Origin of the sequence: Paenibacillus sp. S150, assembly GCF_019352175.1 — a bacterium.
GTDB lineage: Bacteria > Bacillota > Bacilli > Paenibacillales > Paenibacillaceae > Paenibacillus_AQ.
On record NZ_JACBYI010000016.1, the window covers coordinates 58809 to 83903 of the forward strand.

Consider the following 25095-nt stretch of genomic DNA (forward strand, 5'->3'; position numbering starts at 1 on the left):
TGCCTAACGGTGCCCTTCGTGCTTCTCCCAGCCCATAGTGCGGGATACAGCATCCTGCCAGGCATGGTAGCGGCGTTCCCTCTCTGCTGCCTCCATAGACGGCGAGAAGACCTTCTCTGCCTTATTGAAGCTCTCCAGCTGCTTCCGTGTCCAGATCCCTGAAGTCAGGCCGGCAAGCAGCGCTGCGCCCAGTGCCGTCGTCTCCGAATAAGTTGTACGCGTGACCTCGCTGCCCAGAATATCCGCTTGAAACTGCATCAGCAGATCATTGCGCACGGCTCCGCCATCGACCCGCAGACCTGTCAGCGGCATTCCGGCGTCCTTTTCCATCGCACCGATTACATCCCGTGATTGAAAGGCCAGGGATTCCAGCGTAGCCCGCACCAGATGCCCCGCCGTAGTCCCCCGGGTCAAGCCGAACACCGCTCCGCGGGCATACATATCCCAGTAGGGCGCTCCAAGTCCGGTAAAAGCAGGAACCACCACCACCCCTTCACTGTCTTCCACTTCTCCTGCTCTTTCCTCCGAATCTGCAGGCTCTTCAATAAGCCCCAGTCCTTCATGCAGCCATTGTACCGCTGCTCCGGCCACGAACACACTGCCTTCGAGGGCGTAATACAATTCATCCCCCATGCCCCAGGCGACCGTGGTCAGCAGCCCGTGGCTGGAGGCTACCGCTTCGGTTCCGGTATTCATAAGAATAAAACAGCCGGTGCCGTATGTATTCTTGGCACTTCCGGCCTCCAGACAGGTATGGCCGAATAAAGCGGCCTGCTGATCCCCAAGCACGGAACGAATCGGAATTTCCATTCCGAACCACTTACTGTCCGCAGCCCCGAATTCTCCGCCGGACATTCTGACTTCCGGCAGCATTAAGCGCGGGACTCCAAGCTCCCCCATCAGCTTCTCATCCCATTTCCGCTCATGCAGATTATACAGCATGGTACGTGAGGCATTCGTAACATCTGTAGCATGCACAGCTCCGCAGGTAAGCTTCCAGATCAGCCAGGCATCAATGGTTCCCGCCAGCAGTTCGCCCCGGTCCGCGCGTTCTCTCGCGCCGGGTACATGATCCAGAATCCAGGCCAGCTTGGTTGCCGAGAAATAGGCATCCACCACAAGACCGGTTCTTGCAGCAATTTCTTCCTCGAGTCCGCGTCTCTTCAGTTCCTCACAATGTTCGGCTGTACGGCGGTCCTGCCACACGATAGCCGGGTAGATGGGCTTCCCGGTGGCCTTGTCCCATATAAGCGCCGTCTCCCGCTGATTGGTGATGCCAATGGCGGCTATCCCGGCAGCCGGCCTTCCGCTTTCTCTAATTGCGTCTCTGGCCGCCGCCAGCTGAGTCTCCCAGATCTGCTCCGGATCATGCTCTACCCAGCCGGGGCGGGGAAAGGACTGCCTGATTTCATACTGCCCTTGAGCGATCATAGCGGCCCCGTAATCGAACAAGATCGCCCGCGAGCTGGTTGTGCCTTGGTCTAATGATAAAATCATCTATATATGCCTCCTAATACTGGCTTCGCAAGCATGGCGGTATGTTCCACGATGAACAAGATTTATGTGGTGCTTTCAACAAAAAGCACCTCTGCGGTCAGAGGCGCTGTCATACATTGTCTTGGCTTTACTGTTTTTCGACAGGAAGCCGCAGGATGAAATCGGTTCCTTCCCCCAGCTTGCTTGCGGCAGTGATCGTACCGTGATGCGACTCGACGATATTTTTGACAATTGCCAGCCCAAGTCCGGTTCCTCCCGATTCTCCGCGCACACGTGCCTTGTCTGCTTTGTAGAACCGTTCAAAGATAAACGGAAGATCCTCCGGCGGAATGCCCACCCCTTCGTCGCGGATGGTAATCTCCAGATAACGGCGCCCTTCAAGCACCGTGGAGCCTGTCAGAACCGTAATCCGTTTGTCCGCAGGCGTATGCCGGAACGCATTGTCCAGCAGATTGGTCAGCACCTGCTCCAGCTTGTCTTCATCAGCCGCTTTGAGCAGCTGCGGATCACTTCCGCATTTCAGCTCAAGGTCAATTCCCCGCTCCTTGGCCCGGACGGAGAATTTGCGGTACACCCGCTCCAGCAGCCCGCCCATGTCCACCGGCACCTTCATCATATCCGTGTGTCCGGCCTCCATGCGGGCAAGGTCCAGCAGATCCTTCACAAGCCGGCCCATCCGCAGCGACTCGTCATGGATGACCTGAACCAGCTCACTGCTCTCCTCGGGAGAGGAAGCCATGCCATCCAGCAGCGCTTCGCTGTAGCCCTGCATCATCGACAGCGGCGTACGGATCTCGTGCGAAACGTTCGCCACGAAATCACGGCGCATCTTCTCCAGCTTGACTTCCTCGGTAACATCACGCAACACAGCCACTGCTCCGCGAATCGTGTCCTCGGAATACAGCGGAGCCATATGAACTGACCAGACTCCCTGGCGCACGTGAACCTGGGAGCGCTGATCCCCCCCTTGGCTCAGTGTGCTGAAGAACAGGGGCCGCAATGGCGGTGGCACCTCACTGTCACCCGCCCCTTGCGGATACAGCTCGGATTCACTCTCCTGCTCCCAGCCCAGATCACTCCAGGTCTCCAGCAGAGCCTGGCCATGAGGGTTGGTCAGGATGATTTTCCCCTCGATATCAAAGGTGAGAACAGCGTCGCTCATGCTGCGCAGAACACTGGACAAATGCCCTTTTTCGTGGTTCAGGCTGCGGATATTTTCTTCCAGCTCTTCTGCCATATGATTAAACGAGGTCGCCAGCTGGCCGATTTCGTCACTGGTAACCAGTGTCAGTCTCGTCCCGTATTTGCCCCGGCGGATATTGTCCGCCGCTTCAATCACCTGCTGCATCGGCTGCGTAATCTTGGTAAACAGGAACAGGGCGAAGAACGTCGTCAAGGAAAAGCCGATCATACAGGTGTACATAAACAAGCGTTTGATCGCCCCGGAATTGGCGAAGTTGCTGTCAATATAGGGCAGCAGGAAAAGCCCCAGTGTGATAAGCACGACAGCAACGAGACAGATGATCGTGATCCACAGCTTGCCGACAAGACTTCTCCAGAATTTCACTTATTTAGGCACCTCAAGCTTATAGCCTACTCCCCATACCGTTGTGATCATCGCTGCCGATTCCGGTGATACCTTGTTAAGCTTCTCGCGAAGCCGTTTGACATGGGTATCCACTGTACGCAAATCCCCGAAGAACTCATAATTCCACACATCCTTCAGCAGCTCTTCGCGCGAGAATACCTTGTCCGGCGAAATAGCCAAATAATGCAGCAGCTCGTACTCCTTCGGAGTCAGGCTTACTTCCTGGCCCCCGGCGGTTACGCGGTGTGCATCATGCTCAATAATGAGGTGGGGAAATACAATGTTGTTGCTGGAATTGCTCTCTTTGGATAAAAAGGCTGTCGCGGAGGAACGGCGCATAATCGCCTTCACCCGGTAGATCACCTCACGCGGACTGAACGGCTTGACTACATAGTCGTCTGCGCCCATTTCGAAGCCCTGCACGCGGTTGATCTCCTCGCCTTTGGCTGTAAGCATCAGGACAGGTGTGGATTTGACGCCTCTGAGCCGCGTCAGCACTTCAATACCATCGATTCCCGGGAGCATTACATCCAGCAGGATCAGGCCATAGTCATTGGCCGTTGCCTTGCGCAGAGCGATTTCTCCGTCCTCCGCTTCATCAATTTCGTAGCCCTCTTTTTCTAGATACATCTTCAGGAGGCGGCGAATGCGCTCTTCGTCATCCACCACCAGTATTCTGTTCAAATGCTCTGCCATTTCACAACAACCCCTTCATCAGTTACAGTACAACGCCAGCCGCAAGTTTAAGTGCCCCTTCGGCAGTCGCGGCCTTAGTCCGTTCCCGCGTAGGAATGAAGCCCGGCGATAACCAGATTAACGCCAACCAGGGTAAACATTACGACCAAAAAGCCGAGTACGGCGAGCCATGCGGATTTGCGCCCCTGCCAGCCGCGGGCCAGCCGCAAATGCAGGTAGGCGCTGTAGAACAGCCAGGTGACCAGTGCCCAGACTTCCTTGGGGTCCCATCCCCAAAACCGGCCCCAGGCCACCTGTGCCCATATCATTGCAAAAATCAAAGCCCCCAGGGTAAAAATCGGGAAGCCAATCGCAATCGCCCTGTACGTAATTTCATCGAGGTCATTCTCATCAATTCCATCCAGAACAGGATGAATCGCTCTGCCCAAAGGCTTGCGGGCAGCCAGACGCAGAATTCCGTAAAGAATCAGCCCGGAGATCAGCGACCAGAGAACCGTGTTGAATTTACGTCCGGCATTGACGCCATTCATCCAGGAAGGCGCTTCGAAAAGCGGCTCTTTCATTCCAAGAAACGACTGGAAGCTCTCAATTTCGCTATGGTAAGGTGCCACAATTGGCGGCATTTTATAACTCACTTTCTCTATTGTACTATCTCCCTGCCCGGGGCTGTCAATCGTAACGTTGGAACGGACGAAAACCGTTTCGTATCCGGCGCCGCGAAAAGCAAATACCGATCCAAGGAAACCAATTATAACAATGATTGAGAACAGAGTAAATTCCACCAGGCGCTGCTGCTTGCGGTCGCTCTTCTCTTTACCCGCAAAATTCACAGTGCGCAGCAGGTACATCAGCCCGGCGGCAAAGCCGACGGCAAAAAACGATTCGCCCAGTGCCGCCAGCGTGACATGAATATTCAGATAAATGGATTGAAGCGAAGGAATCAGCGGCTGGACCTCCTGCGGGAATACTGCCGCATACGCCATCAATATAATCGAGATCGGCACCGCGAAGACACCGAGAATGATTTTGCGGTAAATGGAGAAAATAACAGTAAAGGCCACCATGACCATCATGGATAGAAACGTCATGAACTCATACATATTACTGACCGGAATATGCCCTGCCCCCGCCCAGCGGGTAACGAAATAAGCAAGATGGCAGATTAGACCCAACGAGGAACCGATAAAAGCGATCCTGCCCCAGCGTGCGGTATGCTCCTCCGGCTTCCTGCCGGACCACTTGCGGCCCATAATGGCAATGGTATACAACATGAACGACCCGCTGTACATAAAAAACGCGGCAATAAAAACGTCACTGCTGAAATCGAGCAAGCTCATGCCAGGCCTCCCCCGTTGTCCAGAGATTTTTCATCCACTGTCAAATCTGTCTTCGCCAGAATTGAAACGATCTCCCTGCGAAAGCCGAACCAGTTCTTGTTCGTGTGGCCGCCGAGTACCAGTTCTCCTTGATTGGCTATCAGCCATATTCGTCTGTGCTGCCAGTAGAAGCCAAGCACCAGTCCAAGCATGACAATGCCGGCCCCGATCCACACAAAAGGCATCGCCCGGTCGACACGGATGTTCAGGTAGGATGTGGATTCCGAGAAATCCACATCGTCCATGCTGCTCACCTCAAGCTCCAGGAACCTCCCGCTGCCTCCCAGTTTATCATTGATGGCCGCCATCTGGAATTTCTCCTTGTCGGCCTGCTTCGGGAAATAGAAATATTGCTGCCCCTCGGCCGGCAGCTCCGGCCCCTTAATCAGGAACAGGAAGGCAGGAGCGTTCGGATACGGGGACTTCGACACCGGCTGCCCTTGTTCGTTCAAAGCGAAATCCATATATTTTTCTTTCAGCTCCAGCGTATAGGGGCCTGCCTGAAGTGTACGCTGCGGATTTTTCATGTCCAGCTTGAACTTGCCGTATACCTCCCCGCTTGATGCATTTATAAGCTCCGGCTGTACCGAACGCAGCACCGGCGTCAGGTCATAGTCAAACTGATACGCTTTCAATCCCTTATAGCTGAGCGGTGAGTTCACCTGAATATCGTGACCGGCCACTTCGGCCAGCTGCGGCTCCTTGGAGGGGTCAGTGCAATCCGCAGTGCATTCATAGAGAACAGCTTTGGTTTCGTAAAGTTTCGGGAGGATTTTGGTCCCGCGGAATTCCTTGGGCATTTCTTCCTCCGTATAGAACTCCACGGTAAACTTTTCGTTTTTTAAATAGAAGGTAGTGTCCGGTATCCTGACTGTTTCTCCTTGCGGAAAAGCCAGATGCTGATCCATATTCAGACCCGGAAGCCCTCGGGCCAGCACAGCCAGCAAAAAGATGATCAGGCCGATATGTATGACATAAGGCCCCCAGCGGCTAAAGCGGTGCTTCTCGGCCAGCAGCGCGCCCCCGTCCGTGCGGACGCGGTAGCCCTTTTTCTGCAGCGGCGGCACCACCCGTGCGACCCACGCTTCCGGCTCCTCCGGCAGCTCTGTCACCAGCGCCGCCTTTTGGCGGGTCAGGAACTGGCGGTGCTTGCGGATCTTCTGCCGGGTCAGGGCTTTATATAGGGGAAGCACGCGGTCCAGGCTGCAAATGACCAGAGAGGCTCCAATAAGCACCAGCAGCAACACGAACCACCAGGATTCATAGGTGTGTGACAGGCCGAGTTTATAATAGATCTCCCCGGCTGTTCCGTAAGTCTCCGGATAATAGGTCGAAGCATCAATATTGAGAAAGGTGCTCTCCTGGGGAAATATCGTTCCCAGCATGGAGCCGAGAAGCGTCAGGACAATCAGGTAAATGGCGATCTTGACCGAGGAGAAAAAATTCCACACCAGGTCGATCACCCCTGGATTCACGCGCTGCGAACGGCGGGCTATACCGTCGTACCGCATTTCCAGATTCCCCGAAGAACGCTGTTCCTCCGCATCCAGCGGCTTGCCGCAGGCTTCGCAGAGGAGCGTGCCCACCGGGTTCTGATGTCCGCATTCACATTTGGTGTTGGCAATCAGCGGCCTACGCTCCTTCACGGCTCCACCAGCTTCCCGATCTGATCGTCAAGCGTGCTGAGATCCAGCTGTCCAATATGAATGCTGTCCACCCTGCCTTTCGCATTAATGAAGAAGGTGGTTGGAAGCGGTGATACGCCATAGCTTCGGACGGCGTCGCGGCCGGAATCCATGACAACGGGAAAATCAATATTGACGAGCTTGACGAAATTCTCCACAGTCATTTGATCCTCACCGACATTGACGCCTACCACAACTACGCCCTGGTCCTTCCATTTCACCCACTCTGCCTGCAGGGCGGGCATTTCCTTCACGCAAGGCGCGCACCAGGACCCCCAGAAATTCAGCACAACGGACTTGCCCTTATATTCGTCCAGCGTGTGGGTCAGACCGTCAAGCCCAAGCAGTTCAAAGGAAGGGGCTCTCCCGCCTTCCCTGGGCCTTCCGTCTCCTCCGAACACCGAGGAACCGATTGCATAACCTCCAAGCAGAATTATCACGAACAGAATGACGATTTGAACCGGCTTTCTCGCTTTGCCCACACGCCAGGCCCCCTTCTGTGACGCAACTCATTACTTTAGTTGTTAGGTGTGAACATCCTATGAACATTATAACGAATATTGTCACAGTTTTAGGAGGGGAAATTGTGAACTTTATGTGTCCTTGCGCATTGGGTTTGCTTTTAGCATGCCTGCCTTGGCAATTTGCTGGAGCTGGTTAATTTCATCCTTGGTCAGATGGCGGTATGAGCCGCGTTTGAGATTCTGCAGCAGGATGTCTCCGAAGGAGATCCGTTTCAGGCGGATAACCGGATGGGAAATCGCTTCGAACATCCGCCGGACCTGGCGGTTGCGGCCTTCATGGATGGTAATGCTGATGACGGTTTCTTTGTTCACTTCGTCGATATCCTTGTATTCCACTTCCGCCGGAGCGGTCATTCCGTCCTCCAGCCTGATGCCGGCCTTCAGCTTGTCCAGCGCACTGCCGTGCGGAATACCCTTGACCGTGGCATGATAGGTTTTGGGCACATGGTGCTTCGGATGCGTGAGCAGGTTGGCAAACTCCCCGTCATTCGTCAGCAGCAGCAGCCCTTCCGTATCATAATCCAGACGGCCCACAGGGTATACACGCTCTTTGATGCCCTTCAGGTAATCCGTTACCACCTTGCGGCCCTTGTCATCAGACGCGCTTGTAATCACACCCTTGGGCTTGTTGAACATAATGTAAATCTTGTTCTCCCCCCGGATCAGTCTACCGGCGACCTTAATTATATCTGTTTCGGGGTCCACCTTCGTGCCAAGCGTAGTTACGAGTTCCCCGTTGACTTCCACTTTACCGGCCAAAATCATTTCTTCACACTTGCGTCTTGACGCCACGCCTGCCTGCGCCAAAATTTTCTGTAATCTTTCCATGTTCGACTATTCACCTCAGGTTAATGATAACCATCAGCGGGATAAATCACAAGTTCATTCCACGGAAAAAATACTCCGGGACAGGTTTTTGTATGGGTTTCCACGATCAGGGGGTCTATGTGATAACGAGCGGCCAATTCCAAAATGAGTCTGCCGGCCGCAAAGAGCTGATCCCTGCGCTCAGGCAGGGTTGGAAGCGCGTCCGCTTCCCCGTAGTTGCCTTCCAGGCAAATATGGATATAATCCGGGTCTGTCAGCAGCGGCGCGGCATAAACCGCCCCCTCCGTGCCCACCCAAAAGTCGAAGCCCTTGCCGTTAATGGACGGACAGTGGGAATGATGCAGAATAAAACCTTTGTACTCCATCGCATGCCGGCCTCCCTCCGTATTGCTGCAATAGCATATGATATGGGAGGGGGCGGGGTGAGGGGGCTGTTTAAAAATCTTTGAGGATTTCAGGGGGGCGTTGACTTATTGCAGCTCCGAGGAATGTTTGGACTTCCGGCTGCTGTTATGCCCCAGTTTCATGAGCACTGCAAAAACAGGATTAGCCAAACACCAGCAGACACACGGCAATGGCGGCAATGAAGCCAACGATGTCGGAGAAGAGGCCGACCTTGAGGGCGTAGCGCCCGTTGCGGACGCCTACAGCGCCGAAGTAGACGGTCAGCACGTACAAGGTGGTATCGGTGCTGCCCTGGATGGTGGAGGCAATCCTGCCGATCAGCGAGTCGGGCCCATGGACGCTGATCAGATCGGCGGTATAGGCCAGAGAGCCGGTTCCTGTAAGCGGGCGCAGCAGGCCGAGCGGGAGCACTTCGGGCGGCACCCCGATTCCCTGCAAGGCCGGCGCGATGAAGCCCATCAGGAAGTCCAGCGCGCCGGAGGCGCGGAAGACGCTGATCGCGACAAGCATGCCGACAAGATGCGGAATGATGGCGATGGCGGTGCCGAAGCCGTCCTTGGCCCCTTCGACAAAGGACTCATAGACCGGGACCTTGCGCGTAAAAGCATATAAGGGAATAAAAGTAATCATGACCGGAATGGCCCAGGCCGAGATAAGGCTGATTAGCTGTAACAAGGCAGGCTCACCCTTTCAGGGAAGAATGCGGGAGCGCGGTGCCCCCTCTTGGGGAATTGCCGTCTCTCCCGGCAGGCGGCCCGGGCGGCCTGCGCAGCAGAGCCAGACGGCGGCACAGCCTGTCTGCCGCAATGGCCGCAAATGTTGCCACCGCCGTTGCGGCCAGTGTTGTGCCGACAATGCCGGCCGGGTCCGCCGAGCCGTAATTAAGCCGGATGGCAATCAGCGTGGCCGGGATCAGCGTAATGCTGGCGGTATTCAGGGCAAGCAGGGTGCACATGGCCGGAGTCGCAGTCTCCTTGTCCGGATTCAGTGTCTGCAGCTCCTGCATCGCCTTGATGCCCATCGGGGTGGCCGCATTGCCGAGGCCAAGCAGATTGGCGCTCATATTGGAAAGGATGTAGCCGATTGCCGGATGCCCCTTCGGCACATCCGGGAACAGAAAAGAAACGACCGGCCCCAGCACTTTGGCGATTTTTCTCATCAGTCCCGCATCCTCTGCCACCCGCATGATCCCCATCCAGAACACCAGCACACTAATCAGCCCAAAGCTTACAGTAACTCCGCTTTTTGCTCCGTCAAACAGCGCTGCCGTGAATGCGTCCATACGCCCGTTCACGGCAGCGAACACAAAGCCGATGAGGATCATGCCCAGCCAAATCCCATTGATCATGCGTATCCCTCCCCATTCTCTCATGCGCTCTCTTCACTTGGCTGAAGCTCCCATCCGGAAAAGAACCCGCAGTGCACTGCCAAGCGCCTCCAGCCAGTTGTCCGCCGGATAAGCCGCCGCGCCTGCCGGCTGGTACTTCTTCTCATAGGCTGAGTACTCCGGCGGCAGCTGATCCGGCGAATAGACCGGAACCCGGCCAATTTCCTTGCCGCCGAGCTGGAGCACCAGCGCTCCCTTGAGGCCAAAGCTGCTGTTGCCGCGCGCCGTCTGCTGCCCTGCATTTGCCTTCTCCTGGCGGATCTCCAGCCTGGTCACAAGACGCGCTTCCTCTCCCTGCCCCAGCGGATAGGCAAAGGTCTTGCCGGTCACGAAGCCGTACCCGCTGATTCCTTCACCGCGCTCAACGAGCGTCTTCAGCGGATAGTGGTTAAAGCCGAAATCCAGCAGTGCGGCATGATCGTTCCAGTCATTCCCGTCATTCAGCGTAACGGCAACCAGCTGCTGGCCGTTCCGGGTAGCGGAGCTGACGAGACAGCGCAGCGCTTGCTTGGTATAGCCCGTCTTGACTCCGTCCGCCCCTTCATACAGGCGCAGCATTTTATTTTTGTTAAGCCATTTGTAGTCCCATTTCTCGTAAGGGTTGTCTGCCGTCTTCTCCTGGGTTTTCACAATTTGCTTGAACACGGGATTGTGCATGGCATAGGCGGTGAGCACGGCCAAATCATTAGCGCTGGAATAATGCCCTTCCGCATCAAGCCCATGGGGATTGGCAAAATGCGTATGGGCCAGTCCAAGCTCCTGCGCCTTGGCGTTCATCATATAGACGAAGCCTTCCTCCGAACCGCCGACATGCTCGGCAATCGCCGTAGCCGCATCATTGCCTGAGCGCAGCATCAGACCGTAGAGCATATCCTCCAGAGTCATTTCTTCGCCCAGCTTCAGATACAAGGAGGAGCCTTCCTTGGCAAAAGCATTTTTGCCGACCTTGACCTTGGACTGCAGATCACCGTTCTCTACTGCTACAAGCGCAGTCATGATTTTGGTAAGGCTGGCAATCAGCATGGGCTCGTCCCCGCGGCTGCTGTACAGAATTCTTCCGGACTCCACATCAATCAGCGCCGCCGCCCTGGCATGGGTGGAAATGGAGCTGTTCTCCGCCCGGACCAGGGGCAGGGGAGCCGCATACAGCAGCACTGCGCACAATATCACCATCAACGCTGGTTTTAGGTTTAGTGTCTTCATGTTCATCCTCCGGCTTCTTATCAGTTCGCTTGTGTTGTACAAGTGTATGCTGGGCAGCGGACAGGTATGTCCTTCTCTTGGCTGCTGGGCAGGAACCTGTAATTCCCCATATTCGCAAAAAAAAGGGGACACCGCCCGTTTAAGGCGATATCCCCGGTATACCGGTGCAAATTTCCAGAGCGTGCCACGGGCTAGTGCGTCGAGGAATCCGAAGTGACCGGCTCGTTTCTAACCACTGTCTTGGCAACCGGAGCTTCAACCACTTCTGCGCCTACCGGTGTGCCGCTCTGAAACATCGTTTGAATTTTGTCGATGAGATTCGGCGTCGCATCGATAATTTTCTCGAACAGATGGGTTTGATTGTCCAGCGGCACGATATGCACGCCCTCCCTGCCCACGACGAGAAAAGCGATTGGGCGAATGGATACCCCGCCGCCGCTGCCGCCCCCGAACGGGAGCATTTTAACACCGGTACCCGTACCGTTTATACCAGTTGATTCATCCTCTACCCGAAAATCACTGCCGCCTGCGGCAAAGCCGAAGGCAACTTTACTGATCGGCAGAATGACGCTGCCATCCGGGGTTTCTACAGGATCGCCAACAATCGTATTGACGTCCACCATGCCTTTAATATTTTCCATAGCGGTCTGCATGAGACCTTGAATCGGGTGATCTGACATCTAAGTATTCCTCCTCTGCAGTTTGAAAGATAAGGGAACTGCCTACTCTTGTACAGTCTGCTCATCTAATGGGAAGGATATGTACAGCATGAAGAAATTCATTGCCGGCGCCAGGAATAGACCCGCAATTGGCGGAAGCCCCAGATTAATCCTTCTTCAATTCGACCCACATAAAAATAAACTGCTCAACCAAAAATGATCACGTAGGTAAAACCACATCAACAGGAGGCAAAAAAATGACCTTTTTCAAGATTTGGCAAGCGGATATGGATAATAACGGGGTTATACCGCTTATCAAAGGGCTTAGCGAGAATCAAAAGCAACCGGAGAAGGGCTACGTCATTGTCGATATGAATCCGATGCCCGATTCCGGTTCTTCAGCGGGCGGCAGTGAGGCAAATGAAATCTCCGTGTTTGCGGAGGTTGTAATTCCGGAAAGCAAGCAGCGCTCCTATGACCTGTTCATGAAGCTTCATGACAACTATGACTGGAGGGCCAAGGAAAAGGAAGCTTCCACTCCCGGCGAAGCGGCAGAGATCAACGAATTCCTTCAATTTGCCGCCAACACGGCCCCTATGCGTCTCGCGCGCAAATATGCGGAGGACCACCACCAGCTCAAAGCAGGCTGTTCCACCGAAGAGTGGATAAATATGCTTAAATCCGTCTGGTTCACCACCTTTATGGATAAAAGCACCTCTTATTTCGAGCATGTTTTTCTCGGCGAGCAAGGCAGCAAACGGCGCAAGCTGGGCGGGCATCACTTCTGGTATCACTATTATGTAAATGACGGCCCCTTTGCAGCGCTTAAGAAAGACGACTCCATCGTCTTCATCAAGCATGTGGAGGTAGCCCGAACCGAACACAGCAGACTGGCGGAGGTTATTACCATTAAGTATACATTGGAGGAACGGAAGCCTAACGGCGAGCCACAGATTTTGATAAAAGATTTGGGCGGTTTCTTTGTCGGCACCAGTGCGGAAGGATTGATGGCGATGGGAACCGTAGCCTTCCTTGACGGACGGCAGGATATCCCTGTTGAAATTAACGGAGAGCGTTTGAACCTGGCAGTATTTCGCAGGAAAGAGGACGGCAAAGACTATGGAAGAACCTTCTTCCCCAAAATTGCAGAACCTGTTCGGGCCGGGCGGTAAAGCAGCGCTTGGCAATCTCCGGAAGCAGTCGGCAGGTTTTTTATGCGGACTGCTCTTTTTCTGAAGAATGCCCGCCAAGCGCTCCGGCCAATGGCTGCAGGAGGATACAAAGCCTCTTCAGTCCGAATTCTCCCGGGCTAAATTAGACTTATCGCGGCTCAGCAGTTCCTTCCAGCCGCGCAGTCCTCCCTTCACCCTGGAGATGCGCCGCAACAGCAGGAGCCCGGCAAACACAGCATAGCCCACCGATAGCTTTCCGGCGCAAACCGCCTCTGTGGAAAAGCACAGCTCGTCCCGGAACACCGGCGCAACAAACAGCCGCGGCGCTTTTTTCAGACGGACCCATCTCGACAGCCAGCCCGCAAAGCTCCATTTCAGTCCCCATAGCGCTCCCGCGGTTGTCGCGGTATATGCGGCATCGCCCAGAGAGAAATCGGTAGACCAGTCAAGCTTGCTGATCTGGACATGGGACAGTGTATTCCTCAGCCACTTCTTCAGCCCCCGGGTTGCCTTCAGCGCCTTGCGGATATTGCCCAGCCACTCAGTGACTGATTCCTTGTCGATCTGCTCCTCTTTGTCTTCATCCTTCCGGACCGGTGCAATGCCGCTTTCCTCCAGCTTCACCTTGATGCCCTTTTCGATCCCCTGAAATACCAGCGCAGGCAGCTCATAATGAAGTTTGACCAGCCCAAATACGGCCTTCAGATCAAATTCCAGGCGGTCATCCTTTCCCAGCCTGCACAGCCGGAAATGAAAATGTATGTATGAAGACAAGGTCAGGAACAGCAGCACTGCCGCGAGCAGCAGCAGGGCCAAGAGTATTGCCAGCCATAACGTCACGAGAGTAACCTCCATGCAGCCTATGATTAGGAGCCTTTGATTTAGTATGGCATATCGGGCTGGAAAAAATTCGGCATTCACGCAAAAAGCCCCATAGCGCACCCCCGGTGACCTTGCGGGCATCATCAGGAATGGCTATAGAGCCTGAGTACCGCTGTATAAATTATGCTGGCATTATGCCTGCTCCGTATCCTCAAATGTCATCTGGCTGTCCAGCTTGCTGAACAGGAGCTGTGTTTCCTCTTCCAGATCCTCCGAGGAAGCATCGAAGCTTGAGGGCTCCGGCAGCTCTTTGAGATCGGCCAGTCCGAAGCTCTCCAGGAACGACTTGGTCGTTCCGTACAGAATGGGGCGGCCTACCGCTTCCGCACGGCCGACCTCATGAATCAAATCCTTATTGTTCAGCGTATGAATGGCCCGCTCCGACTTCACACCGCGGATCTCCTCAATCTCCACCCGGGTAATCGGCTGGCGGTAGGCGACGATGGCCAATGTCTCCAGCGCCGCCTGGGACAGGGAGGCTCGGGAAGGCGAATAGGCAAGCCGCTCAAAATACGGCGCATGGTCCGGCAGCGTGGCCAGCCGGAAGTTTCCGGCAATCTGCACCACCTGCAGCCCGCGCTCCTGGGATGCATAATCCTCTTTCAGCTCCTGCAGCGCTTTGCCGGCAATATCCGACCGCTGCTCCGTGATTTCGGCAATCTGGCGGACAGACAGCCCCTCATCGCCGGACAAGAACAACAGTCCTTCAATAATTGATTTCAGCGTTTTGAATTCCACTGAGCGCTTCTCCTCCTCTCCACTCCATTACAATGTCATCAAATAATTTCTCCTGATAGCAGAAGATCGCCTTCATCTTCATCAGCTCCAGGATGGCAAGGAAGGTAACCACGATCTCATGCCGGGCCATTTCATCTTCCAGCAGCGCGGAGAAGCGCATCCTCCCGCCCGTCCCCTTGCGCTGGAGCGCTGCCGACACATCCCGTATGCGGTCCTTTACGGAAATCTCGTCGCGGGTAATCCGCTGATAGGAGGATCTTCTGGCCGCCTTGCTCAGCGCTTTGCGGAACGCGGCGATAAGATCTGCAGTGTGCAGCCCCTTCAGCGCATTATCCGTCTGTTCCGGCACAAAAGGACCCAGGTCCTCCGGCTCCTTGGTAAAAATCAGGCTGCGTTCGCTCTCCATGTCCAGCAGCTGCACAGCGATGCTCTTGAATTTGCGGTATTCAATCAGCCGCTGTACAAGCTCTGCCCGCGGGTCGTACCCGTCGTCCTCGTAATATTCGAAATCCTCGATTTCGATGACCGGCGGCTTCGGCAGCAGCAGCTTGCTCTTGATCGACAGCAGCGTTGCGGCCATCACCAGAAATTCACTGGTGATGTCCAGCTCAAGCTCCTGCATGCTCCGCAGATATTCCATGTACTGCTCGGTGATCTCGCTGACGGGAATGTCCTGGATATCAATTTCCGCCTTGTCAATCAAATGCAAGAGCAGATCGAGCGGACCTTCGAATGTCTCCAGCTTGTACAATACAGCCACGCGGTTTCCTCCCGCCAAAAAAAAGTAAAGTGCAGCGCCGCCTGGGCGCTACACAAGTAGAAAGTTCTTATAGTCCATGCTTTCTTCTCATACTTATAAATAAGCACGATTTCAACCCATTCGTCAAGAGGCTCTCTTATTTAAAGAGCTTGTTAAGGTTCGCCATTTCAATGGCAGAGGTTGCGGCATCCCAGCCCTTGTTGCCGGCTTTGGTTCCGGAGCGCTCGATGGCCTGCTCGATATTTTCGGTGGTAACCACACCAAAAATCGTTGGAATGCCGGTTTTGAGGTTGATCGCCGCCACGCCTTTGGCAACCTCGTTGCACACATAATCATAATGGGTTGTAGATCCGCGAATGACGGTTCCAAGCGCGATAACCGCATCATACTTGCCGCTTTGGGCCATTTTTTGAGCGATCAGCGGAATTTCGAACACGCCCGGAACCCAGGCTACATCCACTTCATCATCGGCTACGCCATGACGCTTGAAGGCATCGAGCGCACCGGACAGCAGCCTGCTTGTAATGAACTCGTTAAAACGTCCTACAACGACCCCGTATTTGAGTCCCTCGGATACTAAATGTCCTTCTAAATAATTCGGCATTGTATTCATCTACCCTTCATTAGTAAGTTATATGGATATTACAGCTTGGAATCCTCATTTTGCTCGATGTTGTCAAAAGTCAGCAGGTGGCCCAGCTTGGCCTGCTTGGTATGGAGATAATTGGTATTGTCCTTGTTCTCCGGCATTTGAATCGGTACCCGTTCCACAACCTCGAGACCGTAGCCTTCCAGCCCTTTGATCTTGCGCGGATTGTTGGTCAGCAGCCGGATCTGGCGGACGCCGAGATCCTTAAGAATCTGCGCTCCGATGCCATAGTCGCGCAGATCTGCCGGGAAGCCCAGCTTCAGGTTGGCGTCTACGGTGTCCAGGCCTTCCTCCTGCAGCTTGTAGGCGCGGAGCTTGTTGATCAGGCCAATGCCTCTGCCCTCCTGGCGCATATAGAGCAGAACCCCCCTTCCCGCTGCCTCGATCTGGCGCAGCGCCGCCTCGAATTGCGGGCCGCAATCGCAGCGGTGGGAATGGAACACATCACCGGTGAGGCATTCGGAATGCACCCGCACCAGCACCGGCTCCTCGCCGGAAATATCGCCCTTGACCAAAGCGACATGCTCTTTGTCGTCCACTTCATTGGTATAGGCAATCGTCTGGAAGTCGCCGAAATCGGTCGGCAGGTTTACCGACACCTCGCGGTTGACCAAATGCTCCTTCTCATTGCGGTAATGAATGAGGTCCTTAATGCTGATCAGCTTGAGGTCATGCTTGCGCGCAATCTCCACCAGATCCGGCAGACGGGCCATTGTACCGTCTTCCTTGACCACTTCACAGATCACGCTGGCCGGATAAGCACCGCACATGCGGGCCAGATCAACAGCCGCCTCCGTGTGCCCGGAGCGGCGCAGCACGCCGCCCTTCTTCGCAATCAGCGGGAACATATGGCCCGGTCTGCGGAAGTCGGAAGGCTTCGCGTCCGGGTCCAACAGCGCCTGGATGGTCCTAGATCTCTCCCCGGCAGAAATCCCTGTCGTGGTGTCTTTGTGATCGACGGAGACGGTAAAGGCCGTCCCGTGGTTGTCGGTATTGTGCGCCACCATAGGCTGGAGGTCCAGCTCCTCCGCACGCTCTGCCGTAATCGGCACGCAGACCAGTCCGCGTCCTTCCGTGATCATGAAGTTGATCACTTCCGGTGTAGAGCGTTCGGCAAGTGCAATGAAGTCTCCTTCATTCTCGCGGTCTTCATCATCGACCACGATGACGACCTTGCCGCGCATCAGATCATAAATTGCGTCCTCAATCGGGTCCAGGACACTGTCATTCTTCAATTGCTTGCTCATCTTTCTGTCCTCCTGACACTTTACGCAGCCCCGGCGGGCCTGCGTAAGCCTGATCATAATTTATACAAACCCGTTCGCAGCCAGAAATTCATGGCTGATCCCGGAGCTGTTATCTTCCTGTACATCCCCTGAACGCGAACCGTAATTCAGGAGATGGTCCACATATTTGCCGAGCACATCGCATTCGATATTGATCCGGTCGCCGCTACGCTTATGCGCCAGAACCGTTTCGCCCAAGGTATGGGGAATGATCGAAACGGTGAACGCAGAAGCCGAAGCGTCCACCACGGTCAGGCTGATGCCGTCGACGGTAATCGAGCCTTTGGGGATAATAAATTTGAACAGCGATTTGCGCTCCGGCGCAATCTCGAAGACCACTGCATTCTGATCGCGTTTCACACTGCGGATTTCACCGGTTCCGTCCACATGTCCCTGAACGATATGTCCCCCGAAGCGGCCGCCGGCGGCCATCGCCCGCTCCAGATTCATCCGGCTGCCGCTTCGCAGCTCCTTGAGCGTGCTGTTGCGGTAGGTCTGGGGCATCACATCAACGGAAAAAGAGTGATCGCCGATGGAGGTCGCCGTCAGACAGACGCCGTTGACGGACACGCTGTCGCCGATCTTCAAATCATCCATAATGAGGGAGGCGCCTATATTCAGCACCATCATTTCGCTGCCGCTGGTGACCCCGCGCAGGACGCCGACTTCCTCAATCAAGCCTGTGAACATGTAATCCCCTCCTGAAATTTGCTGTTAACGGACAGGTGTACCGCTGATACACACATTATCCCCGAGCACTTCCACTTCCAATCCTTCAAGCGTGACCGCGCTCTGCATCAGCTCTACACCCGGAAACTCGAAAGTCCCGGCTGCGGCTGCACCTCCGCCGACGATTTTCGGAGCGAAGAAAAGAATGATGCGGTCCACCAGTCCCCTCTCCAGCATCGCGCCGTTCAGAGTGCCGCCGCCTTCCAGCAGAATCGAGCCGATTTCCAGCCCGCCCAAGGCGGTCATGGCGGCTTGCAGATCCACACGCGGGCCCGCACCGCTGACCACGAGCTGCACTCCCGCCGCAAGCAGCGCCGCTTTCTTGTCCGGATCAGCAGATTCCGTAGTTACGACAATCGTAGGCGCCTGCCCGTCACTGACAACCGCCGATCCCAGCGGAATGCGCAATGTGGAGTCAACCACGATCCGGACCGGATTCAGTCCCGGCACTGTCATTCTTGTGGTCAGGGAAGGATTGTCGGCAATGACCGTGTTGACACCGACCATGATTCCCTGGTGGCGGTGCCGCAGCGTATGTACGATCTCCCGCGCCTGGCCGTTCGAAATCCATTTGCTGTCGCCGGTCCGGGTCGCCAGCTTCCCGTCCAGCGTGCTTGCACTCTTCAGTGTAACAAAAGGCTGCTTCGTCAGAATGTACTTGATGAACTTCTCATTGAGCCGCAGCGCCCGGCTGCGCAGCAGTCCAACCTCAACCTCAATCCCCTGCCCGCGAAGCATGGCAATGCCCCTTCCCGCAACCTGCGGATTAGGGTCTTCACAGGCAACTACCACACGGGCTACACCTTCATCAATCAGCCTTTGGCTGCAGGGCGGTGTCTTGCCGTAATGGCTGCAAGGCTCCAGCGTCACATAAGCTGTACTGCCCCGGGCCTTGCCTGCCGCCATATTCAGCGCATGCACTTCAGCGTGGCCGGTCCCGCGCTGCAAATGGGTGCCAAGGCCAATCATGGCGCCATCCTTCACGACAACACAGCCCACAACCGGGTTAACGCCTGTCTGTCCTTGCGCTCTTTCCGCCATATCCAGGGCGAGCGACATATAATACTCATCGTTCATTGTGTCCATGTCCTGCCTCCGATCACCTAGCTGTATCTGCCCCTAAGCCCGTTCAAAACAGAAAACCCGTCTCAATCTCCAGGTGGAGTTCAAGACGGGTTATACGAGAGTTTACCGGCAGTTCTAATAAAACTGTGCGTTTCACAGCCAAAAGGTTGAAATGTGAAAGTTCGCACATAATATTTGATAACACTGCAGCACGCCTGCCCTTATCCAAGCACAGAACGTCATCTCTCCTTCTTCCATCCAGACTATACTGTCGGTCCCGGAATTGCACCGGGTCCACCGTCCGTATGGGATATACGGAGCGGGTAGCGGACTAAGCAGTTCAACCGGCATTCTCAGCCAATTGCAGATGCATCACCGCCGGTAGGGAATTACGCCCTGCCCTGAAGGATTGATATATTTAATTAGTTTCAAGTTTTGCCTACAACAAAATTATCACTTTGCCGCAGGAAATGCAAGTGCGTTTGCGAAACCTGCTTTATTTATGTAACTTAATTATCTTTTTGAGCACGCTTGTCCGCAGACAATAAATCACGGATTTCCGTTAGCAACGCTACTTCCGGTCCAGGTGCGGGTTCCTCCACAACCTCAACCTTTACAGTTTCCTTGCGCTTAAAGCGGTTAGCCAGCTTGACCACCATGAAGATGGAGAAGGCGATGATGAAGAAATCCACGACGGACTGCAGGAATATGCCATAATTCACAACAGCATCTTTATAGGTAAAATTAAGCCCCTTCAAATCAATGCCTCCGGTAAGCATGCCGACCAGCGGCATAATAATGTCCGTGACAAGCGACGAGACGATTTTGCCGAAGGCTGCCCCGATAACAACCGCAACCGCCAGGTCAAGCACATTGCCCTTCAGGGCAAATTTTTTAAATTCCGTCCACATCATATTCCCTCCGAAATTTTGAATTTTAAGTTATTATAGCATTTCTGAAGACTTTTTAAGAAAAAAATAAGATTTCCTTCATGTCCTCCCCCTCCGTCTTTAAGAACTCTGCGTTTAAATGAAGTGGGACTTTGCCCCATAAGGTATAATCCTTATATACAGCAGCCTGACTGGCTGGAAAGGAAGATGGAAGCATGCATAACGGGACACTCCTGCTCGTGGATGACGAAGCGGAGATTATCAAATTGATGCAGATATATCTGGAGCATGAAGGCTACCGGCTGTTGACCGCACGCAGCGGACCGGAGGCGCTCGACATTGCCGCCAAAGAAACCGTTGATCTGATGGTGCTTGATATTATGATGCCGGAGATGGACGGGCTGGAGGCCTGCATCAAAATCCGGGAGACGAAGAAATTTCCGATCATTATGTTGTCGGCCAAAAGCCAGGAGATGGATAAAATCACAGGATTGAGCCTTGGCGCAGATGATTATGTCACCAAGCCCTTCAGTCCCCTTGAGCTCGTCGCCCGGATCAAATCACAGCTGCGCCGCACAAGAAATTACCAGGGTGATTCTGCCGCCAGGGAGGATCAAATCCTCATTGACGGGCTGCTGATCAATTCGGCCAAGCATGAGGTAGCCGTGGAGGGACAGCCGGTCAAGCTGACGCCGAGAGAATTCGCCATTCTGGAGCTGCTGGCCCGCAACTGCGGGCAGGTACTCAGCATGGAACAAATCTTTGCCAAGGTCTGGAAAGAGCAGTACCTGGACAGCAACAATACACTTATGGTGCATATTCGCAAAATCAGAGAAAAAATCGAGGTTAACCCCCGGAAGCCCAAATATTTAAAAACGGTGTGGGGTGTGGGCTACAAAATAGAAAAGGGGAGGTGAGCGGCACTGAATATGAAACGCTTCGATACCTTATCGTGGAGGCTGGCCGGGTTCGGCCTGGCCAGCCTGATGCTGACATGCCTTATCCTGGCGGGCGCTTTCTTCGGCGCCTCACTGCTGCTGTGGCTGAATCCCTCCCGCTCCTTCTGGCTGGTTAAGCTGATCCGCTGGACGATCAACAATATCGGCTCCCTACCGGTTCTGCTGCTCGCCGGAGCTCCGCTTTATGTCTTCTTTTTTCTCGCTTTGACCAAATCTACGATGGGCTATCTCCGCAGCATTTCCTCCGGTGTGCAAAATATAGCCGGCGGCAACCTGTCCTACCGGATTGCTGTCCCGGGGACGGATGAGCTGGGGACACTCGCGGACAATATCAATAAGATGGCCGTGAAGCTGAAAACAGCCATGGAGGAGGAGCGGTCGGCAGCCAAGGCCAAGGACGATCTCATTACGGGGGTGTCTCACGACCTGCGGACGCCGCTGACCTCGGTGCTCGGATTTCTGGAGTTTGTGGAAAAGGACCGGTATGCCGATGAAACGGAGCTCCGTTATTATGTTAACATAGCCTATGACAAATCACTTGCGCTAAAAAAGCTCATCGACGATTTGTTCGAGTATACCCGGGTCTCTTCAACCGGACTCCCGATCCGCCATGAGCCAGTGAACCTCGGCAACCTGCTCGAACAGCTGGCCGAGGAATTCGTTCCCGTGCTGGAGGGAGCCGGTATGACTTACCGCATCCATACTGGTGCAGGTCCGCTCATGATACGGGGAGATGCCGATGAACTGGTCCGGCTGTATGAGAATCTGTTCACCAATGCCGTGCGATACGGCAAGGAGGGTAAAATCCTCGACATCTCCGTGTCCAAGAGACAGGATAAAGTCATTGGCGTCTGCACCAATTACGGCCAGCCAATTCCCGCCGAGGATATTCCCCACCTGTTCCAGCGTTTTTACCGGGTGGACAAATCCCGCTCACGGGAAACCGGCGGCAGCGGGCTTGGCCTGGCGATTGCCAAAAGCATCGCCGAGCTGCACAGCGGGCTGATTACGGTCAAAAGCTCACGTAAGCAGACCGAATTCGAAACGGTTTTTCCTGCAGGCTGCCCTGACAAAGAATAATATATATAGGCTCCGCCGTTAAGAAAATGATAAGATTTATCCCCCGTAAGCCTTAAGAACTCCCGTTTATAGTGATTGTTATACTAATTCTCTGTAAGCGGGGGTTCTTATGCTATTCAATTCGTACACCTTTCTGTTCGGTTTCCTGCCTGCCGTGCTCGCCGGGTACTTTATTCTGAACCGGTTCCGGCTCTTCACCTGCGCCAAACTGTGGCTTGCACTGGCTTCACTGGTCTTCTACGGCTGGTGGAATCTCCGCTACATCCCTTTAATTCTCACATCCATTCTGTTCAATTACCGGATAGGCCAGCGAATGCACAGCGGAAGAATCCGCCCCCGTGCACTCCTGGTATTTGGCTTAAGCGCCAATCTGCTGCTGCTCGGGTATTACAAATATGCCGATTTCTTCATTACCAACTGGAACGGGCTGGCCGGAGGAAATATCGCTGCTCTTCATCTGCTGCTGCCTTTGGGAATCAGCTTCTTCACCTTTACGCAAATTGCGTATCTCGTCGATGCTTACCGGCAACAGGTGCGTGAATACAGCCTGGTGAGCTATATCCTTTTTGTAACCTTCTTCCCGCATCTGATTGCCGGTCCTATTCTGCATCACAAGGAGATGATGCCGCAATTCGACAGGCTGCGCGGGAAGCTGTGGAACTGGAGCAATGTCTTAAGTGGAAGCCTGCTGTTCTGCATTGGCCTCGGCAAAAAGGTGGTCATTGCCGATACACTCGCAGGCTATGCCAACAGCGGCTTTGCCTCCGCTGCCCATATGGTCGATTCCTGGGCGGCCGTGCTGTCCTATACGCTGCAAATCTACTATGATTTCAGCGGCTATACGGATATGGCTATCGGCATTGCCCTGCTCTTCAATATCCGGCTGCCGCAGAATTTCAACGCCCCGTACCGTGCGGTAAGCGTCCGGGATTTCTGGCAACGGTGGCATATCACGCTAAGCCGGTTCCTCAGAGACTACATTTATATCCCGCTTGGCGGCAACCGCACAGGCTTCTGGACCTCGATCCGCAATGTGATGGCTACCTTCCTGCTTGGCGGGCTCTGGCACGGTGCGGGCTGGCTGTTCGTACTGTGGGGGCTGCTGCACGGAGCAGGACAAGCGGTGGAGAGGATCTGGCTCCGCCGCGGCCTTGCCGTCCCGCCCAAGTGGCTCGCCTGGCTGCTTACCTTCGTTTTCCTCAATATCACCTGGGTATTCTTCCGGGCCGAGAATATATCCTCAGCGCTCAGGCTGCTGAAGGGAATGAGCGGCTTGAACGGCATAGGCCTCGCAGCTGCGGGTGAATTAAAGTGGAATGCGCTGTTCATTCTGCTGCTCCTTGGAATAATCCTATGGCGGCCCCAGGCTCCCGTACGGGTGCGCGGCTGGACAACCGTTGTGGCCATGGCGCTGATTTTTATCTTTTCCTTATTTTTCTTCAACCGCATTACTCCCTTCCTGTACTTCAATTTTTAGGACAGCAGCAGGGCATATTTATAGATTTACATTATCGTTTCAGGAGGCACCACTATGCTGGAATCACGGGTTCGGCTGCAGGCCGGCAGAAACGCAACGCAAACACGCGGCTTTCACAGCAGATCCAAATCTTTAATGGCATTATTCCTTTTATTTTCGCTGTTATTTGCCACACTGGCTGCACTGCTTACAGCTTTCATTGATCCGCTGCAGTTCTACCACCAGCCAAGCTGGTATACTCCGCTGCTCTCGGAGGAGGAGCGGTACCAAAACCCCGGGCTGGCTAAAAACTTCGATTACGACAATATCATTATCGGCACATCTATGACGCAGAATTTTCTGCCTTCTCAGGTGAGCGGACAGATCGGCGGAACAACCCTGAAGCTGTCAATGGAAGGCTCCACAGTGGACGAGCATTACCAAATCGCCAGGCTCGCCCTGAAAACCGGCAAAGTCAAGCAGGTCATCTGGGGCTTGGATTATTTCTCTCTGAAGCTGGAGACAAGCGATGCCTCCGGAGAATTTCCCGATTATCTGTATGACGGCAAGCTGTGGACGGACTATAAATACTGGTTCAACGCCTCGGTGTACTGGCAGTTTGCGCTCAGCGTCAAAAGCATGCTGACAGGCACTCCCGGCAAGGATCTGGAGCATCTGAACAACTGGAACGATGAAGTCGTATTCGGCAAAAGGCATGTAGCCAAATCCTATCTTGCCGTGAGCGACAGCGAGCAATATTTCGGTCTGAACGAGGAAAGCACCGGACAGCTGCAGGAGAATTTCAGCACCTATATTCTTCCGCTGCTCAAGGAGTATCCTGATGTGAAATTTTACTTTTACTACCCTCCTTACAGTGTTATGCGGCAGGTGGCCTGGTACGCAGGCAATCCTGTACGCTTCAGCAACCAGCTGATGATGAGGGCATGGATGTATGAGCAATTCAGGCAGCTTGACAACGTTACGCTGTATGATTTCCAGTCCGAGCAGGAGTGGACCTTCAATCTTGATCTGTACAAGGATTTGAGCCATCACAGCGGAGAGGTCAATGGCTGGATTGCCGAAGCGATAGGCAGGCAGGATGCCAAATATCTCGTGACCGGTGATAATGTGAACACGCTGAATGAAAAGCTGGAGGCGCAGGCGGCAAGCGCCGTTATCGACGGCAGCGGCAATGTGTATCAGGGCAGTGTCGAAGTGAACGGCAACCCCGTAAGCTTCACCTCGCGCCTGATTCAGGGCAACGGACAGCTATGGTTGTCCGCCAAAGAAATTGCGGCCGCTCTGGGGGCGGAGGTGGAATGGGATGCGGCCGGCAAGACGGTAACTGTAGACTCAGGCGGTCACAGCATTGTTATGACCATCGGCAGCAGCAAGGCGCTGGTGGACGGCACTGAATTTGCGCTGGAAGCCGCTCCCCTGCTGGCTGGAGGCAAAGCTCTCATTCCGCTGGCCTTCACAGCCGAGAAGCTCGGGTGGGAGGCCGGCTGTCAACAGGAGAACGGCTGGATTCGATACACACTGACTTCGGAATGAAGAGCAGCGATCGGCAATAAAAGAGCA

Annotated in this window: 25 protein-coding genes and 1 riboswitch; of the genes, 5 read left to right on the plus strand and 20 right to left on the minus strand. The window is 54.4% G+C overall.

Going from position 1 to position 25095, the window contains the following annotated elements; translation table 11 throughout:
- Positions 1–3: 3 nt before the first annotated feature.
- The 12 genes from glpK to ytfJ all read right to left on the minus strand — a co-directional run bounded on the left by glpK (position 4) and on the right by ytfJ (position 11869).
- Positions 4–1497, minus strand: a complete 1494-nt coding sequence (glpK, locus tag HYD27_RS16060) for a glycerol kinase GlpK (RefSeq protein WP_219216784.1) — start codon at positions 1495–1497, stop codon at positions 4–6.
- A gap of 127 nt (positions 1498–1624) precedes the next feature.
- The gene (locus HYD27_RS16065) at positions 1625–3064 is read right to left on the minus strand and encodes a HAMP domain-containing sensor histidine kinase (protein WP_219216786.1); all 1440 of its coding nucleotides are present in this window, start codon (positions 3062–3064) and stop codon (positions 1625–1627) included.
- Positions 3065–3781 carry a response regulator transcription factor gene (locus tag HYD27_RS16070; protein ID WP_020427515.1) on the minus strand — a complete coding sequence of 239 codons (717 nt, stop codon included), beginning with the start codon at positions 3779–3781 and terminating at the stop codon, positions 3065–3067.
- 74 nt (positions 3782–3855) lie between these two features.
- On the minus strand, positions 3856–5118 hold the full coding sequence (ccsA, locus tag HYD27_RS16075; protein WP_219216787.1) for a cytochrome c biogenesis protein CcsA: 1263 nt from the start codon (positions 5116–5118) through the stop codon (positions 3856–3858).
- Positions 5115–6785, minus strand: a complete 1671-nt coding sequence (gene resB, locus HYD27_RS16080) for a cytochrome c biogenesis protein ResB (protein WP_219216896.1) — start codon at positions 6783–6785, stop codon at positions 5115–5117. Before resB ends, ccsA begins: the two co-directional genes overlap by 4 nt.
- Positions 6786–6799: 14 nt before the next feature.
- Entirely contained in the window at positions 6800–7324 is a 525-nt protein-coding gene (locus HYD27_RS16085) for a redoxin domain-containing protein (protein ID WP_219216789.1), read from the minus strand.
- A gap of 111 nt (positions 7325–7435) precedes the next feature.
- Positions 7436–8194: a pseudouridine synthase gene (locus HYD27_RS16090; protein WP_219216790.1), complete on the minus strand. Its 759-nt coding sequence runs from the start codon at positions 8192–8194 to the stop codon at positions 7436–7438.
- Between the two features lie 20 nt (positions 8195–8214).
- Positions 8215–8559 (minus strand): peptidoglycan recognition protein family protein, encoded by a 345-nt coding sequence (locus HYD27_RS16095; RefSeq protein WP_219216791.1) that lies wholly within the window; start codon positions 8557–8559, stop codon positions 8215–8217.
- 181 nt (positions 8560–8740) lie between these two features.
- Entirely contained in the window at positions 8741–9274 is a 534-nt protein-coding gene (locus tag HYD27_RS16100; RefSeq protein ID WP_304623773.1) for a spore maturation protein, read from the minus strand.
- A gap of 7 nt (positions 9275–9281) precedes the next feature.
- Positions 9282–9947 (minus strand): nucleoside recognition domain-containing protein, encoded by a 666-nt coding sequence (locus HYD27_RS16105; protein ID WP_219216792.1) that lies wholly within the window; start codon positions 9945–9947, stop codon positions 9282–9284.
- A 33-nt stretch (positions 9948–9980) separates the two neighbouring features.
- Positions 9981–11195 (minus strand): D-alanyl-D-alanine carboxypeptidase family protein, encoded by a 1215-nt coding sequence (locus tag HYD27_RS16110; RefSeq protein WP_219216793.1) that lies wholly within the window; start codon positions 11193–11195, stop codon positions 9981–9983.
- Between the two features lie 185 nt (positions 11196–11380).
- On the minus strand, positions 11381–11869 hold the full coding sequence (gene ytfJ, locus HYD27_RS16115) for a GerW family sporulation protein (protein ID WP_219216794.1): 489 nt from the start codon (positions 11867–11869) through the stop codon (positions 11381–11383).
- Positions 11870–12105: 236 nt separating this feature from the next.
- Here ytfJ and HYD27_RS16120 point away from each other — a divergent pair, with 236 nt between their 5' ends.
- Positions 12106–13020 (plus strand): hypothetical protein, encoded by a 915-nt coding sequence (locus HYD27_RS16120; RefSeq protein WP_219216795.1) that lies wholly within the window; start codon positions 12106–12108, stop codon positions 13018–13020.
- Between the two features lie 117 nt (positions 13021–13137).
- On the opposite strand, the gene HYD27_RS16125 is transcribed toward HYD27_RS16120, so the two are convergent.
- The 8 genes from HYD27_RS16125 to mscL all read right to left on the minus strand — a co-directional run bounded on the left by HYD27_RS16125 (position 13138) and on the right by mscL (position 20040).
- The gene (locus HYD27_RS16125) at positions 13138–13860 is read right to left on the minus strand and encodes a DUF2953 domain-containing protein (RefSeq protein ID WP_219216796.1); all 723 of its coding nucleotides are present in this window, start codon (positions 13858–13860) and stop codon (positions 13138–13140) included.
- 174 nt (positions 13861–14034) lie between these two features.
- The gene (gene scpB / locus HYD27_RS16130; RefSeq protein WP_219216798.1) at positions 14035–14640 is read right to left on the minus strand and encodes an SMC-Scp complex subunit ScpB; all 606 of its coding nucleotides are present in this window, start codon (positions 14638–14640) and stop codon (positions 14035–14037) included.
- A complete protein-coding gene (locus HYD27_RS16135; protein WP_219216799.1) occupies positions 14609–15400 on the minus strand; it encodes a segregation and condensation protein A in 792 nt (263 codons plus the stop codon). The genes scpB and HYD27_RS16135 overlap by 32 nt, the downstream gene beginning before the upstream one ends.
- A 136-nt stretch (positions 15401–15536) precedes the next feature.
- On the minus strand, positions 15537–16004 hold the full coding sequence (gene ribH, locus HYD27_RS16140; RefSeq protein WP_219216800.1) for a 6,7-dimethyl-8-ribityllumazine synthase: 468 nt from the start codon (positions 16002–16004) through the stop codon (positions 15537–15539).
- Between the two features lie 38 nt (positions 16005–16042).
- Complete coding sequence (locus HYD27_RS16145; RefSeq protein ID WP_219216801.1) at positions 16043–17296, minus strand: bifunctional 3,4-dihydroxy-2-butanone-4-phosphate synthase/GTP cyclohydrolase II; 1254 nt, start codon at positions 17294–17296, stop codon at positions 16043–16045.
- 60 nt (positions 17297–17356) lie between these two features.
- The gene (locus HYD27_RS16150) at positions 17357–18025 is read right to left on the minus strand and encodes a riboflavin synthase (RefSeq protein ID WP_219216802.1); all 669 of its coding nucleotides are present in this window, start codon (positions 18023–18025) and stop codon (positions 17357–17359) included.
- A gap of 24 nt (positions 18026–18049) precedes the next feature.
- A complete protein-coding gene (ribD, locus tag HYD27_RS16155) occupies positions 18050–19150 on the minus strand; it encodes a bifunctional diaminohydroxyphosphoribosylaminopyrimidine deaminase/5-amino-6-(5-phosphoribosylamino)uracil reductase RibD (RefSeq protein WP_219216803.1) in 1101 nt (366 codons plus the stop codon).
- A gap of 221 nt (positions 19151–19371) precedes the next feature.
- A riboswitch (FMN riboswitch) is annotated at positions 19372–19542 on the minus strand.
- Between the two features lie 96 nt (positions 19543–19638).
- The gene (mscL, locus tag HYD27_RS16160; protein WP_219216804.1) at positions 19639–20040 is read right to left on the minus strand and encodes a large conductance mechanosensitive channel protein MscL; all 402 of its coding nucleotides are present in this window, start codon (positions 20038–20040) and stop codon (positions 19639–19641) included.
- A gap of 194 nt (positions 20041–20234) precedes the next feature.
- Between mscL and HYD27_RS16165 the strand changes: the two genes are divergently transcribed.
- The 4 genes from HYD27_RS16165 (at position 20235) to HYD27_RS16180 (ending at position 25068) form a co-directional block, all read left to right on the plus strand.
- Positions 20235–20936: a response regulator transcription factor gene (locus HYD27_RS16165; RefSeq protein ID WP_219216805.1), complete on the plus strand. Its 702-nt coding sequence runs from the start codon at positions 20235–20237 to the stop codon at positions 20934–20936.
- Between the two features lie 6 nt (positions 20937–20942).
- Positions 20943–22058, plus strand: coding sequence for a sensor histidine kinase (locus HYD27_RS16170; RefSeq protein WP_219216899.1), 1116 nt, complete (start codon positions 20943–20945; stop codon positions 22056–22058).
- A gap of 109 nt (positions 22059–22167) precedes the next feature.
- On the plus strand, positions 22168–23535 hold the full coding sequence (locus tag HYD27_RS16175; RefSeq protein ID WP_219216807.1) for an MBOAT family O-acyltransferase: 1368 nt from the start codon (positions 22168–22170) through the stop codon (positions 23533–23535).
- A 54-nt stretch (positions 23536–23589) separates the two neighbouring features.
- Positions 23590–25068 carry a copper amine oxidase N-terminal domain-containing protein gene (locus HYD27_RS16180; protein ID WP_219216809.1) on the plus strand — a complete coding sequence of 493 codons (1479 nt, stop codon included), beginning with the start codon at positions 23590–23592 and terminating at the stop codon, positions 25066–25068.
- The last annotated feature ends 27 nt before the right edge of the window (positions 25069–25095 follow it).

Excerpts from the sequence above, each read along its gene's own strand:
- glpK (WP_219216784.1), bottom strand. The coding sequence starts at position 1,497 with ATGATTTTATCATTAGACCAAGGCACAACCAGCTCGCGGGCGATCTTG.
- HYD27_RS16070 (WP_020427515.1), bottom strand. The coding sequence starts at position 3,781 with ATGGCAGAGCATTTGAACAGAATACTGGTGGTGGATGACGAAGAGCGC.
- ccsA (WP_219216787.1), bottom strand. The coding sequence starts at position 5,118 with ATGAGCTTGCTCGATTTCAGCAGTGACGTTTTTATTGCCGCGTTTTTT.
- HYD27_RS16090 (WP_219216790.1), bottom strand. The coding sequence starts at position 8,194 with ATGGAAAGATTACAGAAAATTTTGGCGCAGGCAGGCGTGGCGTCAAGA.
- HYD27_RS16095 (WP_219216791.1), bottom strand. The coding sequence starts at position 8,559 with ATGGAGTACAAAGGTTTTATTCTGCATCATTCCCACTGTCCGTCCATT.
- HYD27_RS16105 (WP_219216792.1), bottom strand. The coding sequence starts at position 9,947 with ATGATCAATGGGATTTGGCTGGGCATGATCCTCATCGGCTTTGTGTTC.
- HYD27_RS16110 (WP_219216793.1), bottom strand. The coding sequence starts at position 11,195 with ATGAACATGAAGACACTAAACCTAAAACCAGCGTTGATGGTGATATTG.
- ytfJ (WP_219216794.1), bottom strand. The coding sequence starts at position 11,869 with ATGTCAGATCACCCGATTCAAGGTCTCATGCAGACCGCTATGGAAAAT.
- HYD27_RS16120 (WP_219216795.1), top strand. The coding sequence starts at position 12,106 with ATGACCTTTTTCAAGATTTGGCAAGCGGATATGGATAATAACGGGGTT.
- ribH (WP_219216800.1), bottom strand. The coding sequence starts at position 16,004 with ATGCCGAATTATTTAGAAGGACATTTAGTATCCGAGGGACTCAAATAC.
- HYD27_RS16145 (WP_219216801.1), bottom strand. The coding sequence starts at position 17,296 with ATGAGCAAGCAATTGAAGAATGACAGTGTCCTGGACCCGATTGAGGAC.
- HYD27_RS16150 (WP_219216802.1), bottom strand. The coding sequence starts at position 18,025 with ATGTTCACAGGCTTGATTGAGGAAGTCGGCGTCCTGCGCGGGGTCACC.
- ribD (WP_219216803.1), bottom strand. The coding sequence starts at position 19,150 with ATGGACACAATGAACGATGAGTATTATATGTCGCTCGCCCTGGATATG.
- mscL (WP_219216804.1), bottom strand. The coding sequence starts at position 20,040 with ATGTGGACGGAATTTAAAAAATTTGCCCTGAAGGGCAATGTGCTTGAC.
- HYD27_RS16165 (WP_219216805.1), top strand. The coding sequence starts at position 20,235 with ATGCATAACGGGACACTCCTGCTCGTGGATGACGAAGCGGAGATTATC.
- HYD27_RS16175 (WP_219216807.1), top strand. The coding sequence starts at position 22,168 with ATGCTATTCAATTCGTACACCTTTCTGTTCGGTTTCCTGCCTGCCGTG.
- HYD27_RS16180 (WP_219216809.1), top strand. The coding sequence starts at position 23,590 with ATGCTGGAATCACGGGTTCGGCTGCAGGCCGGCAGAAACGCAACGCAA.